At 47.4% G+C, this 14,276-nt stretch carries 15 protein-coding genes; 12 read left to right on the plus strand and 3 right to left on the minus strand.

Features of this window, described 5'->3' with window-relative positions; all coding sequences use genetic code 11:
• Window positions 1–10 precede the first annotated feature (10 nt).
• The 6 genes from hemZ to NSB28_RS04285 all read left to right on the plus strand — a co-directional run bounded on the left by hemZ (window position 11) and on the right by NSB28_RS04285 (window position 6,066).
• Window positions 11–1,510 (plus strand): coproporphyrinogen dehydrogenase HemZ, encoded by a 1,500-nt coding sequence (gene hemZ / locus NSB28_RS04260; protein ID WP_109625685.1) that lies wholly within the window; start codon window positions 11–13, stop codon window positions 1,508–1,510.
• Window positions 1,507–2,118, plus strand: coding sequence for an HD-GYP domain-containing protein (locus tag NSB28_RS04265; protein WP_243134927.1), 612 nt, complete (start codon window positions 1,507–1,509; stop codon window positions 2,116–2,118). Before hemZ ends, NSB28_RS04265 begins: the two co-directional genes overlap by 4 nt.
• Window positions 2,115–3,362: a histidine--tRNA ligase gene (hisS, locus tag NSB28_RS04270; protein WP_109625331.1), complete on the plus strand. Its 1,248-nt coding sequence runs from the start codon at window positions 2,115–2,117 to the stop codon at window positions 3,360–3,362. The genes NSB28_RS04265 and hisS overlap by 4 nt, the downstream gene beginning before the upstream one ends.
• 24 nt (window positions 3,363–3,386) lie before the next feature.
• On the plus strand, window positions 3,387–5,180 hold the full coding sequence (gene aspS, locus NSB28_RS04275; RefSeq protein WP_109625332.1) for an aspartate--tRNA ligase: 1,794 nt from the start codon (window positions 3,387–3,389) through the stop codon (window positions 5,178–5,180).
• Between the two features lie 122 nt (window positions 5,181–5,302).
• Window positions 5,303–5,656 carry a nucleotidyltransferase family protein gene (locus NSB28_RS04280; protein ID WP_187374353.1) on the plus strand — a complete coding sequence of 118 codons (354 nt, stop codon included), beginning with the start codon at window positions 5,303–5,305 and terminating at the stop codon, window positions 5,654–5,656.
• Window positions 5,641–6,066, plus strand: a complete 426-nt coding sequence (locus NSB28_RS04285; RefSeq protein WP_109625334.1) for a HEPN domain-containing protein — start codon at window positions 5,641–5,643, stop codon at window positions 6,064–6,066. Before NSB28_RS04280 ends, NSB28_RS04285 begins: the two co-directional genes overlap by 16 nt.
• Before the next feature lie 258 nt (window positions 6,067–6,324).
• Here the strand turns inward: NSB28_RS04285 and NSB28_RS04290 are convergent, their stop codons facing one another.
• Both NSB28_RS04290 and NSB28_RS04295 read right to left on the minus strand, forming a co-directional pair.
• Complete coding sequence (locus tag NSB28_RS04290) at window positions 6,325–7,425, minus strand: hypothetical protein (RefSeq protein ID WP_109625335.1); 1,101 nt, start codon at window positions 7,423–7,425, stop codon at window positions 6,325–6,327.
• A 63-nt stretch (window positions 7,426–7,488) separates the two neighbouring features.
• The gene (locus NSB28_RS04295; RefSeq protein ID WP_109625336.1) at window positions 7,489–7,764 is read right to left on the minus strand and encodes a DUF1294 domain-containing protein; all 276 of its coding nucleotides are present in this window, start codon (window positions 7,762–7,764) and stop codon (window positions 7,489–7,491) included.
• A gap of 220 nt (window positions 7,765–7,984) precedes the next feature.
• On the opposite strand from NSB28_RS04295, the gene prmA reads away from it, so the two are divergent.
• The 4 genes from prmA to thiI are packed head-to-tail and all read left to right on the plus strand — an operon-like array spanning window position 7,985 to window position 12,091.
• Window positions 7,985–8,938 carry a 50S ribosomal protein L11 methyltransferase gene (gene prmA / locus NSB28_RS04300; protein WP_109625337.1) on the plus strand — a complete coding sequence of 318 codons (954 nt, stop codon included), beginning with the start codon at window positions 7,985–7,987 and terminating at the stop codon, window positions 8,936–8,938.
• A 42-nt stretch (window positions 8,939–8,980) separates the two neighbouring features.
• Window positions 8,981–9,721: a 16S rRNA (uracil(1498)-N(3))-methyltransferase gene (locus NSB28_RS04305; protein ID WP_109625338.1), complete on the plus strand. Its 741-nt coding sequence runs from the start codon at window positions 8,981–8,983 to the stop codon at window positions 9,719–9,721.
• 18 nt (window positions 9,722–9,739) lie between these two features.
• Complete coding sequence (locus NSB28_RS04310; protein WP_109625339.1) at window positions 9,740–10,897, plus strand: cysteine desulfurase family protein; 1,158 nt, start codon at window positions 9,740–9,742, stop codon at window positions 10,895–10,897.
• A gap of 12 nt (window positions 10,898–10,909) precedes the next feature.
• Complete coding sequence (gene thiI / locus NSB28_RS04315; RefSeq protein ID WP_109625340.1) at window positions 10,910–12,091, plus strand: tRNA uracil 4-sulfurtransferase ThiI; 1,182 nt, start codon at window positions 10,910–10,912, stop codon at window positions 12,089–12,091.
• Between the two features lie 171 nt (window positions 12,092–12,262).
• Here the strand turns inward: thiI and NSB28_RS04320 are convergent, their stop codons facing one another.
• Entirely contained in the window at window positions 12,263–12,493 is a 231-nt protein-coding gene (locus tag NSB28_RS04320; RefSeq protein WP_109625341.1) for an HPr family phosphocarrier protein, read from the minus strand.
• 156 nt (window positions 12,494–12,649) lie between these two features.
• Here NSB28_RS04320 and mtaB point away from each other — a divergent pair, with 156 nt between their 5' ends.
• Window positions 12,650–13,948, plus strand: coding sequence for a tRNA (N(6)-L-threonylcarbamoyladenosine(37)-C(2))-methylthiotransferase MtaB (mtaB, locus tag NSB28_RS04325; RefSeq protein WP_109625342.1), 1,299 nt, complete (start codon window positions 12,650–12,652; stop codon window positions 13,946–13,948).
• Between the two features lie 56 nt (window positions 13,949–14,004).
• On the plus strand, window positions 14,005–14,268 hold the full coding sequence (locus tag NSB28_RS04330; protein ID WP_109625343.1) for an IreB family regulatory phosphoprotein: 264 nt from the start codon (window positions 14,005–14,007) through the stop codon (window positions 14,266–14,268).
• Window positions 14,269–14,276 lie beyond the last annotated feature (8 nt).

A 14,276-nucleotide genomic window follows, 5' to 3' on the forward strand; every position in this document is an offset into this window, starting at 1 on the left:
GGGAGAAAAGATGATAGAAGTACATCAGAATAAAAATGATTTTGAATATGATATCCACTCTCTGGTGAGGGCTTTTTATCCGGGGGTGGATGTAACTGTCTCCTGCCCGGAAGAGAATGCAGGCCAAAAGGCTGCCGGAGAAGAGGATCAGGAGGAATGCATCCTCAGGATAATGATAACTTATGGGGATAATGAAATCTCCATATACCTGGAAGAACCTTACGGAGATCATCAGGAAAGCTCCGGTAAAGATGCGGCCCGGAAGGGAAACATTGCACTGGGGCAGGACTTTGACAGGGCGGAGACAAAAAATGCGCTCAAGCAGCTCCTGTATGACCTGCTGAGCGCATATACAGGGCAGAAGCTGCCATGGGGGAACCTGACAGGCATAAGGCCTACGAAAATTCCTATGGGACTGCTGGAGAAGGGCTGGAAGAACACTGAGATTGCCGCATATATGAGGGATAAGTACCGCTGCAGCAGTGAAAAGGCAGCTCTTGGCATTATGATCGCCAACAGGGAGAGGCATCTTTTGAAGGAATTTGACTATGCCAGGGGCTACAGCCTCTATGTGGGGATCCCTTTCTGCCCAAGCATCTGCCTTTACTGTTCCTTTAGCTCCAGTCCGATTTCTGTCTGGAAGGACAGGGTGGATGAATATCTGGATGCCCTGGAGAAGGAGATCGTCTATGGCGGAGGGGCATACAGGGATAAGATACTGGATACAGTTTATATAGGGGGCGGGACGCCCACTACCCTAGAGCCTTACCAGATGGACAGGCTTCTGACGCTTCTGGAGCAGAATTTTGATTACAGCCATGTAAAGGAATTTACAGTAGAGGCGGGAAGGCCTGACAGCATTACGAAAGAAAAGCTGGAGGTGCTTAAGGAACACGGTATTTCGAGGATTTCCATCAATCCCCAGACTATGAACCAGAAGACGCTGGATCTGATAGGCAGGAAGCACACCGTCCGGGAGACGGCTGATGCATTCCGTCTTGCCAGGGAACTGGGCTTTGATAATATAAATATGGACCTGATCGTAGGGCTTCCCGGCGAGGAGAAGCCGGAGGTGGAGCATACCATGCAGGAAGTTATGGCCATGGGGCCTGACAGCATCACTGTCCATTCGCTGGCGGTTAAGAGGGCAGCCAGGCTGAGTATGTTTAAGGATGAGTATAAAGAGCTGACATTTACCAATAATTTGGAAATCATGGATATGACTTCAAGATATGCGGCCCTGGGCGGGCTGTCACCATATTACCTGTACAGGCAGAAGAATATGGCGGGAAATCTGGAGAACGTAGGCTATGCCAGGACAGGCAAGGCAGGGCTCTACAATATCCTGATGATGGAGGAAAAGCAGAGCATCCTGGCTCTGGGCGCCGGGGCCTCCACAAAGATCGTCTACCCTGACGGAAGGATAGAGCGTGTGGAAAATGTGAAGGATATTAAAAACTATGTGGAACGCATTGATGAAATGATAGACAGAAAGAGGAGCAGGCTATGAAGCAGTACCGTATCATACAATTTGATATGGCAAAGGAACTGGCCCATGGGATGTGCGTCAGCAATCTGGCATATCTGACAGGCAGGGAGCTGGGCATGGATGAGGACGACTGCTATCAGCTTGCCATGGCGGGCATGGTGCACGACGTGGGGAAGCTGGAGCTGGAAAAGTACATCTATGGAAGAGGGGAGGATACCCTGACCATAGAGGAAATGAAATACGTAAGGTCCCATTCAGGGCTCAGCTATGCCATCCTTAATGAGCAGGGAGGTTATTCCCAGTTCGTCCTGGACAGCGTCCTCTATCATCATGAGAATTACGACGGGACAGGATACCCTTCCAATCTGGTGGGGGAGGATATCCCGCTGGGCGCCAGGATCATCAGGGTGTGCGACGTGTTCGCTGCACTCATCTCTGACAGGCCGTACAGAAAGTCATTTGATATGGATACAGCAGTAGAGCTGATGATCGAAGAAGTAAAAAATTTTGATATGAAAATATTTTTGGCATTTATGCGGCTCCTCCACGAGGATGGGATAGAGGAGACGGCGGACGCCAAGGTCTATGAAGAAATATTCGGTATAACAGCAGAGGAGGAGAAAGAATGAGTCTGAAAAAAAAGCCGGTCACCGGCATGAAGGATATTACACCGAGGGAGATGGAGATCAGGGATTATGTGATACGCCTGATCAAGGACACATACAGTACTTTTGGTTTCCAGTCAATTGAGACTCCGTGTGTGGAGCACATAGAAAATCTGTCCAGCAAGCAGGGCGGGGAAAATGAGAAGCTGATTTTTAAAATCCTGAAGAGAGGCGAGAAGCTGAAGCTGGAGGGTGCATCAGGAGAACAGGATCTTGTAGACGGAGGGCTCCGCTATGACCTGACAGTCCCCCTTTCCAGATATTATTCTAATAATGCAAATGATTTGCCGTCCCCATTCAAAGCGCTTCAGATGGGGAATGTGTGGAGGGCCGACAGGCCTCAGAGAGGGCGCTACCGCCAGTTTATGCAGTGTGACATAGATATTCTGGGCGAGCCTTCCATCCTGGCGGAGATAGAGCTGATCCTGGCTACTTCCACACTTGTGGGAAAGCTGGATTTTGAGAATTTTACCATCCGCATCAATGACAGGAAAATCTTAAAAGCCATGGCAGCTTACAGCGGGTTTGCCCCGGAGAGCTACGACCTTGTCTTTATCATCCTGGATAAGATGGACAAGATCGGCATTGACGGTGTGGCAGAGGAACTTGTAAAGGAAGGCTTCCCCCAGGAAAATGTAGATAAGTATCTGGGGCTCTTTAAGGAGATCACAAATGACCTGAATGGCGTGCGTTTCCTGAAGGAGAAGCTCTCAGGGGTTCTGGAGGAGGAATGTGCATCCGGGCTGGAGACGATCATTTCCAGTGTGGAGGCAGTTAAGACAGCCAATTTCCAGATAGTGTTTGACCCCACACTTGTGCGCGGCATGTCTTATTACACAGGGCCTATATTTGAGATAAGCATCGACGGGTTTGCCGGCAGCGTGGGCGGCGGCGGACGCTATGATGAGATGATAGGCAAATTCACAGGGCAGCAGACATGTGCCTGCGGCTTTTCTATAGGCTTTGAGCGGATCGTTATGCTTCTGCTTGAAAAAGATTACCAGATACCAAAGACAGGCGGAAAGAAGGCATTTCTCATAGAGAAGGGGATGCCTGCTGACAAGCTGCTGGAGGTGTTCCAAAAAGCGGCGGAGGAGAGAGCACTGGGCAGCACAGTGAACGTGGCAGTGATGAAGAAAAATAAAAAGTTCCAGAAGGATCAGCTGACAGCAGAAGGCTATGAGGAGATCCGGGAATTCTTTAAATGAACAGGAAAAGAGGAGAAAAGTAAAATGGCAGAGTCAATGAAGGGACTGAAGCGGTCCCACAGATGTACAGAAGTGACAAGGGAAGATATAGGTTCTGAAGTCACCCTGATGGGGTGGGTACAGAAAAGAAGGAATTTAGGAAGCCTTATTTTTGTGGACCTGCGTGACCGCTCAGGCCTGATGCAGATCGTATTTGATGAGAATGATATCGGGACAGAGGGCTTTGAAAAAGCCGGAAAGCTGAGAAGTGAATTTGTGATCGCGGTGACTGGACGTGTAGAGAAGCGTTCAGGCGCTGTAAATGAGAATCTGAAGACGGGTGAGATGGAGATAAGGGCATTGGGGCTGCGCATCCTGTCTGAATCTGAGACACCTCCGTTCCCCATCGAGGAGGGCATCCAGACAAAGGATGAGCTCCGCCTGAAATACCGTTATCTGGACCTGCGCCGTCCGAACCTGCAGAGGAATCTTATGCTGCGCAGCAAGGTGGCGACAGCTGTACGTAAATTCCTGGACGGGGAAGGATTTCTGGAGATCGAGACGCCTATGCTGATCAAGAGCACTCCTGAAGGCGCCAGGGACTATCTGGTGCCCAGCCGTGTTCATCCGGGCAGCTTCTACGCCCTGCCTCAGTCCCCGCAGCTCTTCAAGCAGCTGCTGATGTGTTCCGGGTATGACCGCTACTTCCAGCTGGCAAAATGCTTCAGGGATGAGGATCTGCGCGCCGACAGGCAGCCTGAATTCACCCAGATCGATATGGAGCTTTCTTTTGTGGATATAGATGACGTTATCGATGTAAATGAAAGGCTTCTTGCACATATCTTTAAAGAAGCCATCGGAGTGGACGTGCCGCTCCCGATCCCCAGGATGACATGGCTGGAGGCCATGGACAGATACGGCTCAGACAAGCCTGACACGCGTTTTGGCATGGAGCTTAAGGATGTGTCACATGTAGTGGAAAACTGCGGATTTGGCGTATTCACGGGAGCGCTTAAGGGCGGCGGCAGTGTCCGGGGTATCAATGCAAAGGGCCAGGGCAGCATGCCAAGGAAAAAAATAGACAGCCTTGTGGAATTTGCAAAAGGCTACGGTGCAAAAGGACTGGCATATATGGCGATCAATGAGGACGGTTCCTGCAAATCCTCTTTTGCCAAGTTCATGACAGAGGAAGAACTGAAAGCTCTGACAGCTGCCATGGAAGGGGAGCCGGGCGACCTGCTTCTCTTTGCAGCTGACAAGAATAAAGTAGTATGGGATGTGCTGGGCAGCCTTCGTCTGGAGATCGCTAAGAACCTGGGGCTTCTTCACAAGAACGAATATAAATTCCTATGGGTCACAGAATTCCCTCTGCTGGAGTGGTCAGAGGACCAGAACCGCTTTGTGGCAATGCACCATCCGTTTACAATGCCCATGGAAGAGGACCTGGACAAGATCGACACTGACCCGGGCGCAGTCAGGGCTAAGGCGTATGACATCGTCCTGAATGGTACAGAGATAGGCGGAGGAAGCGTCAGGATATTCCAGAATGATGTTCAGGCTAAGATGTTTGAAGTGCTGGGCTTCACAAAAGAACAGGCCGAGGACCGCTTCGGATTTCTGCTGAATGCTTTCAAGTACGGAGTTCCGCCCCACGCAGGACTGGCCTATGGCCTGGACCGCCTTATCATGCTGATGGCAGAAGAAGACAGCATCAGAGAGGTGATCGCATTCCCGAAGGTAAAGGATGCTTCCTGCCTTATGACAGAAGCTCCGGGACTGGTGGATCAGGATCAGCTGGATGAGCTGGGGCTTCAGATCAAGGCGGAAGAGGAAGCTTAGAGAAAAAATTAAAAGCCTTAATCAGGGAAGGCTTTTAAAGAGATCGAAATAATAAAAGAGGAGCGAGTAATCGCTCCTCTTTGGTAAACATTATTTCTAGAAATATAATGAGGAGGGGAAGGATGGAGTTAAAAAGTATTCGTCATAAGAGGGCACTACATGCAGCAGAAAATAAAATTGAATGTTCTAAATTGGCTAATTATGTTAAAGAGCTTTACTTGTATGGCAGTGTTGTAAAAAACCAGGAAAACTGGGACAGTGATATTGATCTGCTTTTAGTGCTGGACCCATCTCAAAAAGGCAATCGTGAGATTCAGAGAGAGATCATATGGTTAAAAGGGACTATTACGGAAGATGAAATAGATGCGCCGGAGATTGATTTAAAGGTGGTATTTGGAAATGGGTGGAAGAACAGCAGTCAGACCTATTATAGAAACATCTTGAAGGAGGGGGAGGAGATTTGGAAAAAGATTTAAGGACATACTATGATTTTGCAGATAACACATATCATTTTCTTATAAATGCTTACGAACAAGATTTTGTGGCCAATGCTATGGGGGCAATGGCGCAGGAAGTATGTGAAAAGTATTTGAAGCATCTGATTGAAGAGTATATTGTTCCGAAGGATTTACAAGAAAACAGTCAAAAGACAGAAATACTAAGAACGCATAATCTAAGTAAATTATCAAAGTACATTAATAATTACTTGCCGGAAGTAAAATTAAACAGGCAGGCCTTAAATTTGGTAAACGGACTATATTTTACTACAAGATATCCAGGGGATGAAAGTATAGTTGTCGAAAAAGAAGACCTTAAAGAGTATATAGAAGTCGTAAAGGAATGTAAAAGAACGATAGACGAGTTTATAGAAAAGCAAAAGAAATAAGAGAATGTAAGTGTCATAAAAGATAAGGATAAATGAGATAGAGAAATAGTTAAAGAAGAAATTGACTATATTATAGGTGATTTCATAAAATCAGCAAAGTTGAGTATGTGAGATAAAGCATACGGATTGCGTTGACGGGCTTATACTTAAAGCCGCCAACGCCACTATCTGTCAGTCAGTGTACATCAACTATTGAAAGCGCCATGTGTGGAACGGTACGCACGGCGCTGTGAGAGGAGGGGAGTTAATCGCTCTCCTCTATTCGATTGTATTCTTCTGAAACGTCTCAGTAGCAATACTGAAATTTCCCAGCAGTGAACTGATTAATTCATCTGTTATCTGTACCTCCCAGGAGGTGCCATTATTGGACATGGGGATGGTCACGGAAGTACAGACAGTTGCCTTATTGTTTTTGAGGGCCTCAAGCAGAAAGGAGGCGTTCTTGTTAGCTATCTCGGCGTCGCTGGCACGCACTGATTCAGTGGTGGATGCATAATCCATGAGCTTTCCTGCGTAATCATTCATTACGCTGTTGCCATCCATGCTGGTTATGGAGGCCGTTATCCTGGCGCTGTCACCTTCTGTTGCAGAGCTGTCTATCTGGTAATTAAAACAGCTGTGTATCTGTTCTGCAAAAGCAAGGTCTATTTCATGATAATTTTCTACCCCTGTGGTAAAAATGTCGTCCATTCCAAGGTAGACCAGCCATTCTTCGGCGTTCATTCCTTTAAAATAATCACAGGTGATTGAAAATACTTCTTCGGGGGTAAGCAGATACGGATCATTTACAGCCTTAATAAAGCCGCCGACAAGTTCATCTTCTAATTCGTCAGACGTCTGTATTTCCCAGACATCCTCTTCTTTGACAAGATCAAAAGAGACGGGCCATGTGACGAGCTCATATTCATTTTCTTTTAATGTATCTCCAAGCAGCTGGAAATAATCGTTGAGGCTGATTGGTGTATCGGAAGTGATGTTAGAAGCGAGGGAGTTTGCAATGATTTTTTTACATACGTCTTTCGCTACTGCTTTTGTATCAAGATTTGTGATCTCAGTGTTTACTGTGGCTGTCTTCTGGGTAGCTGTGGTACTGGTGATCTCATAGCGGAAATTTTTAAAAAACAGTTTGACGGCTTCCGCTGTTTCAGCTCCCACGTCAGTTGTGGAAGTCGGGCTCTGCATCATATCCTTATATGAGACAAAAGCTTTGATCGTATCCTCATCCAGCTCCTGTATCAGATCCAGCTCTGCCTTCACTGCTCTTTCAGGAGAGTTTTTGCGGCAGCCGGCCGCACAAACAGCGCTGAAGACAATCAGAAAAAACAGCAGAAATCTTTTGATAAAGGTAGTACTCTTCATCTTTTCTCCTTCTCCAATTAAACATTTTATGTAACCTGAATATGGCCATCCAGATACCGGCAGCTATGACGCGATGCAGCGCCAGATCATGCAGGCAGCTGCGGTCTGAGCCAGTATGATCAGTGGTATGCCGATGACGAACGACATGTGCTTTGTCTTGTGCCGGACAAGATACATTCCGGCCAGTACACCGGCGCTGCCGCCGAATATGGCTACAAGGAACAAGGTCTTTTCCGGTATGCGCCAGGCATGCCTGATTGCTCTTCTCTTATCCGACCACATACACAGCAGGCCCATCAGGTTTAGAACAGAGAAGTACAGGATCAGTAAATCTGTCATAAGAGCTCCTTTCAGGTTAACATTCGCAGCAACTGTCACGCGAGATGTTTTCGTGTGTATTTTACACAAAAATCCCGGGTTCAGGTGTTGTGTGGCAAATAATACCAGTGCTATTTTATACGATATGGATTACTTTGTCAATTCGCCTTGCGAAGCAGTTGCATTTATGCTATATTTATCTGGCAGTTTGGCATATTTTGTGAGATGAGAGGTAAGATCAATGAAATGGAATAAATTTACGCTGAAAACAGTCACAGGCGCTGAGGATATTATTATTGCCACCCTGGCTGAGCTGGGGGTAGAGGGAGTTGAGATAGAAGATAAGGTACCGCTGACAGAGGATGACAAGAAGCAGATGTTTGTGGACATCCTTCCGGAGGGGCCGGCAGATGACGGGATCGCTTACTTAAGCTTTTATCTGGAGCCGGATGCTGACAATGAGCAGATGCTTGCAGATATAAGGGAAGAATTAAAGGACCTCTCTTCATTTATGGATGTGGGAGAGTGTACCATCACAGAATCCCAGACAGAGGATAAGGACTGGATCAATAACTGGAAACAGTATTTCCACCAGTTCTATGTAGATGATATACTGATCATCCCCTCCTGGGAAGAGGTCAGGCCCGAGGATGCAGATAAAATGATCATCCATATTGATCCGGGTACGGCATTCGGCACCGGGATGCATGAGACTACGCAGCTCTGCATGCGCCAGCTGATGAAATATGTGGATGAGAACACTGAGCTTCTGGATGTGGGAACAGGGAGCGGCATCCTCTCCATAGTGGCCCTTAAGCTGGGGGCAAAGCATGCCGTGGGGACAGATCTGGATCCATGTGCCATCAATGCAACGAGAGAGAATATGGAGGCCAACGGCATACCGGCAGGCCAGATGGATGTAATGATAGGAAATATTATAGATGATAAGGCAGTGCAGGATGCTGTGGGATATGAGAAATACGATATTGTGGCGGCAAATATCCTGGCAGAGGTGCTTGTGCCCCTGACTCCTGTGATCGTGGATCAGATGAAAAAGGGAGCTCTCTATATCACCTCAGGGATCATTGACGATAAAGAAGAGACAGTGGTAAATGCCGTGAAGGCGGCGGGCCTTACTGTCCTGGAAGTAACGCACCAGGGAGAGTGGGTATCTGTAACGGCTCAGAAGAATTAATGTTACTTGAACAGATACAACGAATTAATATTGGAGAATGCCATGTATCATTTTTTTGCTGCCCCGGAACAGGTCGGGGAAAATGAAATAAGGATAGTCGGAACAGATGTAAATCATATAAAGAATGTGCTGCGTATGAGGCCGGGTGAACAGATCTGCGTGAGCAGCAGCCGGGATGGACTGGAATACCGCTGTGAGATCAGAGAGATAAGCAGCGAAGAGGTCACGGCAGACATCATGTGGGCAGAGGACGGGGCAGCTGAGCTTTCCTCACAGATATATCTGTTCCAGGGGCTTCCCAAAGGGGACAAGATGGAGCTTATCATCCAGAAGGCCGTGGAGCTTGGGGTGCATGAGATCATACCTGTGGCTTCCAGGCGGTGTGTAGTAAAACTGGATGCGAAAAAGGAAGCTGCTAAGCTGAAGAGGTGGTCGGCTATTTCAGAGAGCGCCGCAAAGCAGAGCAAAAGGCTTCTGATCCCCCGCATCAGGGAGGTCATGAGCTTTAAGGAAGCAGTCGCCTGTGCAGAAGACATGGACATCAGGCTGTTTCCCTATGAACTGGCAAAGGGGATGGAGCACACCAGGGAGCTGATCGCAAGTATCGGGCCTGGAAAGAAGATAGCTGTGTTCATAGGCCCCGAAGGCGGGTTTGCCGGGGAAGAGGCAGAGTATGCCAGGGAGCATGGGCTGGAGCCCATAACCCTGGGAAAGAGGATCCTCCGGACAGAGACAGCAGGGCTTGCAGTCCTGTCTGTTTTGATGTACCAGCTGGAAGAGTAGAAAGGAAAGATGCGTTTAATGGAAGCATATTTAGATAATTCGGCCACCACCAGATGCACAGAAGCGGTGCGGGACATTGTGGTCAGGACCATGATGGAAGATTACGGAAATCCGTCGTCAAAGCATAATAAAGGCGTGGAGGCCGAGAGGTATCTGAAGGAGTCCAGGGAGATCATAGCCCGCACCTTGAAAGTGCAGGAGAAAGAGATCTATTTCACCTCAGGAGGGACTGAGTCAAACAACTGGGCGCTGATAGGAGCCGCCATGGCAAACAAAAGGGCAGGCATGCATATCATTACAACAGCAGTTGAACATGCGGCAGTCCTGGAACCCATGCAGTATCTGGAGGAGCAGGGCTTCAGGGTGACATATTTAAAGACAGACAGGAAGGGGCATATCAGTCTGGAAGAGCTCTCAGACGCCATAACAGATGAAACCATACTTGTATCTGTCATGTATGTGAATAATGAGATTGGGGTTTTGGAGCCTATAGAGGAGATAGGGAAGCTGATCAGGCAGAAGAAGCCGGATATCATCTTCCACGCAGATGCCATACAGGCCTATGGAAAATACAGGATATATCCCAAGAGGTCAGGGATAGACATGCTGTCTGTGAGCGCCCACAAGATACATGGGCCAAAAGGCGCGGGCTTTCTCTATGTGGACAGTAAGGTGAAGATAAAACCTCTGATACTGGGCGGGGGACAGCAGAAGGGCATGCGTTCAGGCACTGACAATGTGCCAGGCATTGCAGGCTTAGGAGCTGCCGCCAGGGAGATATACACTGATTTTGACAAAAAGATGGCCCATCTCTATGAACTGAAGAAATACTTTACAGATGAGCTGAAAAAGATGCCGGAGGCATCACTGAACAGTGAGGAAGGAGAAGCGGGAGCCCCCCATATCGTAAATGCCAGTTTTCCGGGAGTGCGCAGTGAGGTTCTGCTTCACGCTCTGGAAGAAAGAGGGATTTATGTGTCGGCCGGGTCAGCATGCTCATCCAACAAGAAGCTGCCCGTCAGTACAGTGCTCAGGGAAATAGGCCTGTCTTCTGAGATGGCAGAGTCAGCTGTAAGGTTCAGCTTTTCTGTACACACCACAGAGGAGGAGCTGTCCTACTGCCTGGAGCAATTAAGAGAAATCGTGCCAATGCTGAAAAGGTATGCACGCCACTAGAGGAGATACGATATGTTTAAAGCTTTTTTGATAAAATACGGGGAAATAGGCATCAAGGGAAAGAACCGCTACCTGTTTGAAGATGCTCTTGTAAAACAGATACGCCATGCACTCAAAAGGATAGACGGGGAATTTGCCGTCCATAAGGAGCAGGGCCGCATATTTGTAGACTGTCTGGGGATCTATGACTTTGAGGAGACTGTGGATGCGCTTACAAAGGTATTCGGCATCGTTGGCATCTGTCCTGTGGTTCAGATTGAGGACGGCGGGTTTGATGCTCTGGCTGAGACTGTCATTGACTATATGGCGCAGGTATATCCTGACTGCAGGCAGACATTTAAGGTGAATGCCAGAAGATCCAGGAAAAATTACCCCATGAACTCTATGGAGATCAACTGTGCGCTTGGGGAGAGGCTGCTGGAAGCCTTTCCGGAGATGAAGGTGGATGTCCATAAGCCGGATATCCTTCTGAATGTGGAGATAAGAGAGAAGATATATATTTATTCCAGGATCATCCCGGGACCGGGAGGGATGCCTGTGGGAACTAACGGCAAGGCCATGCTTCTGCTTTCAGGCGGGATAGACAGCCCTGTGGCTGGTTATATGATAGCAAAGCGGGGGGTGAAGATAGACGCCGTATATTTCCATGCACCGCCCTACACAAGCGAGAGGGCCAGGCAGAAGGTCATCGACCTGGCAAAGATCGTAGCCAGATATTCAGGGCCCATCAATCTTCATATTGTGAATTTTACGGATATCCAGCTGTATATCTATGATAAATGCCCCCATGAAGAGCTTACGATCATCATGCGCCGCTATATGATGAAGATAGCCCAGAGGATCGGATCAGAGACAGGCTGTCTCGGACTGATCACGGGTGAGAGCATCGGCCAGGTGGCAAGCCAGACGATCCAGAGCCTGGCAGCGACAAATGAAGTCTGCACTATGCCTGTCTTTCGGCCTGTCATTGCTTTTGACAAGCAGGATATCGTGGATATTGCACAAAAGATCGATACTTATGAGACATCCATACAGCCATATGAAGACTGCTGTACGATCTTTGTGGCAAAGCATCCTGTCACAAAGCCAAATATCAATATTATAAAACGTTCAGAGAAGAACCTGGAAGAGAAGATCGAAGAAATGATAGAGACAGCTGTGAGCACGGCTGAAGCTGTCTGGGTGGAGGCATAGGAGTATAAGTTTTGACCCTCGCGGCAGCCGCCAAATGTACATGCAGGCATGTTCATCTGGCTCGCTGCCCGCGGGAATAAAAGAAAGCTTACAGGCCCGGCAAGCCGGACGCTGTAAGCTTCTGAATTCTCTGATATAGATTCCTGATGCCTGGCGGCATCACTGACAGAATTAAACGATGTATGGAGCGAGAGTCTCTAATACTTCATCAGCACCCTCGTTTGCATGGATATTTAAGTCGATCGGCTTAGATAAATCCAGGCTGAAAATGCCCATAATAGATTTTGCGTCAATAACGTATCTGCCTGATACAAGGTCGAAATCATAATCAAATTTTGTGATTTCGTTTACAAATGATTTTACTTTATCAATGGAATTTAAAGAAATCCTTACTGTTTTCATTGGAAAAACCTCCCTTTATTTTTGTTAGTATCATCTTACATTTTGAGGCTGAAAAAGTCAAGGGATAAACATACAAACTTATAAAGTGTTATTCGTCAAATGTCATAAAAATGCCGAATTGTTTAATAAACATACTTAATATGAGAGGAAAAATAAATGAAAAAGAAAGCCGCCCTTCACAATCTGGGCTGTAAAGTGAATGCATATGAAACAGAAGCCATGCAGCAGCTGCTGGAGGAAAATGGATATGAGATCGTACCGTTTGCACCTGGAGCGGATGTATATGTGATCAATACATGTACAGTGACGAACATTGCTGACCGCAAGTCCAGGCAGATGCTGCATAAGGCGAAAAAAATGAACCCCGGTGCAGTCGTGGTGGCTGCGGGCTGCTACGTACAGGCAGCAAAGGAAGAGATCGAAAAGGACGAGGCGATAGATATTGTTATCGGAAACAACAGAAAGAAGGACCTTGTCAGGATTCTGGAAGAGCACTGGGAGAAAGGAAAACAGGAAGAAGAGTCTGTCATAGACGTGAACCACACGGCAGAATATGAGGAATTGTCCATCACCAGGACGGCAGAGCATACCAGGGCCTATATCAAAGTACAGGACGGATGCAACCAGTTCTGCAGCTACTGTATCATTCCGTATGCCAGGGGAAGGGTCAGGAGCAGGCAGCTCTCCGATGTGGTGAGTGAAGTGAGAGGGCTTGCCGCCAGCGGCTATCAGGAGGTAGTGCTCACGGGGATCCATCTGAGCTCTTATGGCATAGACCATGGAACCAGCCTGCTGGAATTAATCTGTGCCGTAAATGAAATAGAAGGCATTAGGCGTATCAGGCTGGGATCGCTGGAGCCTCGGATCATCACAGAGGAATTTGTCTCAGTCATCTCCGGTATGGAGAAGATCTGCCCACATTTCCACCTCTCACTCCAGAGCGGGTGTGACGCTACCCTGAAAAGGATGAACAGGCGGTACAGCACGGAGGAATATTATGAGAAATGCCAGCTTCTCAGGAAGTACTTTGAGAATCCGGCGCTCACCACTGATGTGATCGTGGGATTCCCGGGGGAGACGGAAGAAGAATTCGGGGAGACAAAAAAGTTTCTGGAGAAGATCATGTTTTATGAGACGCATATCTTTAAGTATTCCAGAAGAAAAGGAACGAAGGCGGCTGTCATGGAGAACCAGGTCCCTGATGAGATCAAGAGCAGGAGAAGCGCACAGCTGATAGAACTGGGAAATAAAAACCAGAGGGCATATGAGGAGGCTTATATAGGGAAAGAGGCCGAGGTGCTCTTCGAAGAGAGATTTATTAAGGATGGGGAGGAATATTTTTCCGGACATACGAAAGAATATATCAGAGTGGCAGTCAGGAGCAAAGAGGACCTCACAAACAAGATCAGACGGATAATTTTGACAGAAAGTGATTTCTTTGCAAAAATTGATTGAATTTTGGCAACATTTATATTAGAATAGATATAAAGTTTAGTTAAGGGCGTGAGAAAATGGCAAAAATAAGTAATACTCAATATTTTAAGGTTAGTTCTGATACAGAGCTTCAGGTGAAAGAAATTCTGGATACGGTTTATAATGCTATGAGAGAAAAAGGTTATAATCCTGTGAACCAGATTGTCGGATATATTATGTCCGGAGATCCGACTTACATTACCAGCCACAATAATGCGAGAAGCCTCATAATGAAGGTTGAGCGTGACGAGCTGGTGGAAGAGCTGCTGAAGGAATATATCAGGAATAAGGCGTGGCAGTAGGCGAAACT

It is taken from the genome of Murimonas intestini (genome assembly GCF_024622195.1).
Taxonomy (GTDB): Bacteria; Bacillota; Clostridia; order Lachnospirales; family Lachnospiraceae; genus Murimonas; species Murimonas intestini.

Coding starts and splice junctions, on each gene's coding strand:
- thiI (WP_109625340.1), top strand. CDS start 10,910: ATGTTTAAAGCTTTTTTGATAAAATACGGGGAAATAGGCATCAAGGGA.
- NSB28_RS04320 (WP_109625341.1), bottom strand. CDS start 12,493: ATGAAAACAGTAAGGATTTCTTTAAATTCCATTGATAAAGTAAAATCA.
- NSB28_RS04295 (WP_109625336.1), bottom strand. CDS start 7,764: ATGACAGATTTACTGATCCTGTACTTCTCTGTTCTAAACCTGATGGGC.
- NSB28_RS04290 (WP_109625335.1), bottom strand. CDS start 7,425: ATGAAGAGTACTACCTTTATCAAAAGATTTCTGCTGTTTTTTCTGATT.
- hisS (WP_109625331.1), top strand. CDS start 2,115: ATGAGTCTGAAAAAAAAGCCGGTCACCGGCATGAAGGATATTACACCG.
- hemZ (WP_109625685.1), top strand. CDS start 11: ATGATAGAAGTACATCAGAATAAAAATGATTTTGAATATGATATCCAC.
- mtaB (WP_109625342.1), top strand. CDS start 12,650: ATGAAAAAGAAAGCCGCCCTTCACAATCTGGGCTGTAAAGTGAATGCA.
- aspS (WP_109625332.1), top strand. CDS start 3,387: ATGGCAGAGTCAATGAAGGGACTGAAGCGGTCCCACAGATGTACAGAA.
- NSB28_RS04330 (WP_109625343.1), top strand. CDS start 14,005: ATGGCAAAAATAAGTAATACTCAATATTTTAAGGTTAGTTCTGATACA.
- NSB28_RS04310 (WP_109625339.1), top strand. CDS start 9,740: ATGGAAGCATATTTAGATAATTCGGCCACCACCAGATGCACAGAAGCG.
- NSB28_RS04305 (WP_109625338.1), top strand. CDS start 8,981: ATGTATCATTTTTTTGCTGCCCCGGAACAGGTCGGGGAAAATGAAATA.
- NSB28_RS04280 (WP_187374353.1), top strand. CDS start 5,303: ATGGAGTTAAAAAGTATTCGTCATAAGAGGGCACTACATGCAGCAGAA.
- NSB28_RS04265 (WP_243134927.1), top strand. CDS start 1,507: ATGAAGCAGTACCGTATCATACAATTTGATATGGCAAAGGAACTGGCC.
- prmA (WP_109625337.1), top strand. CDS start 7,985: ATGAAATGGAATAAATTTACGCTGAAAACAGTCACAGGCGCTGAGGAT.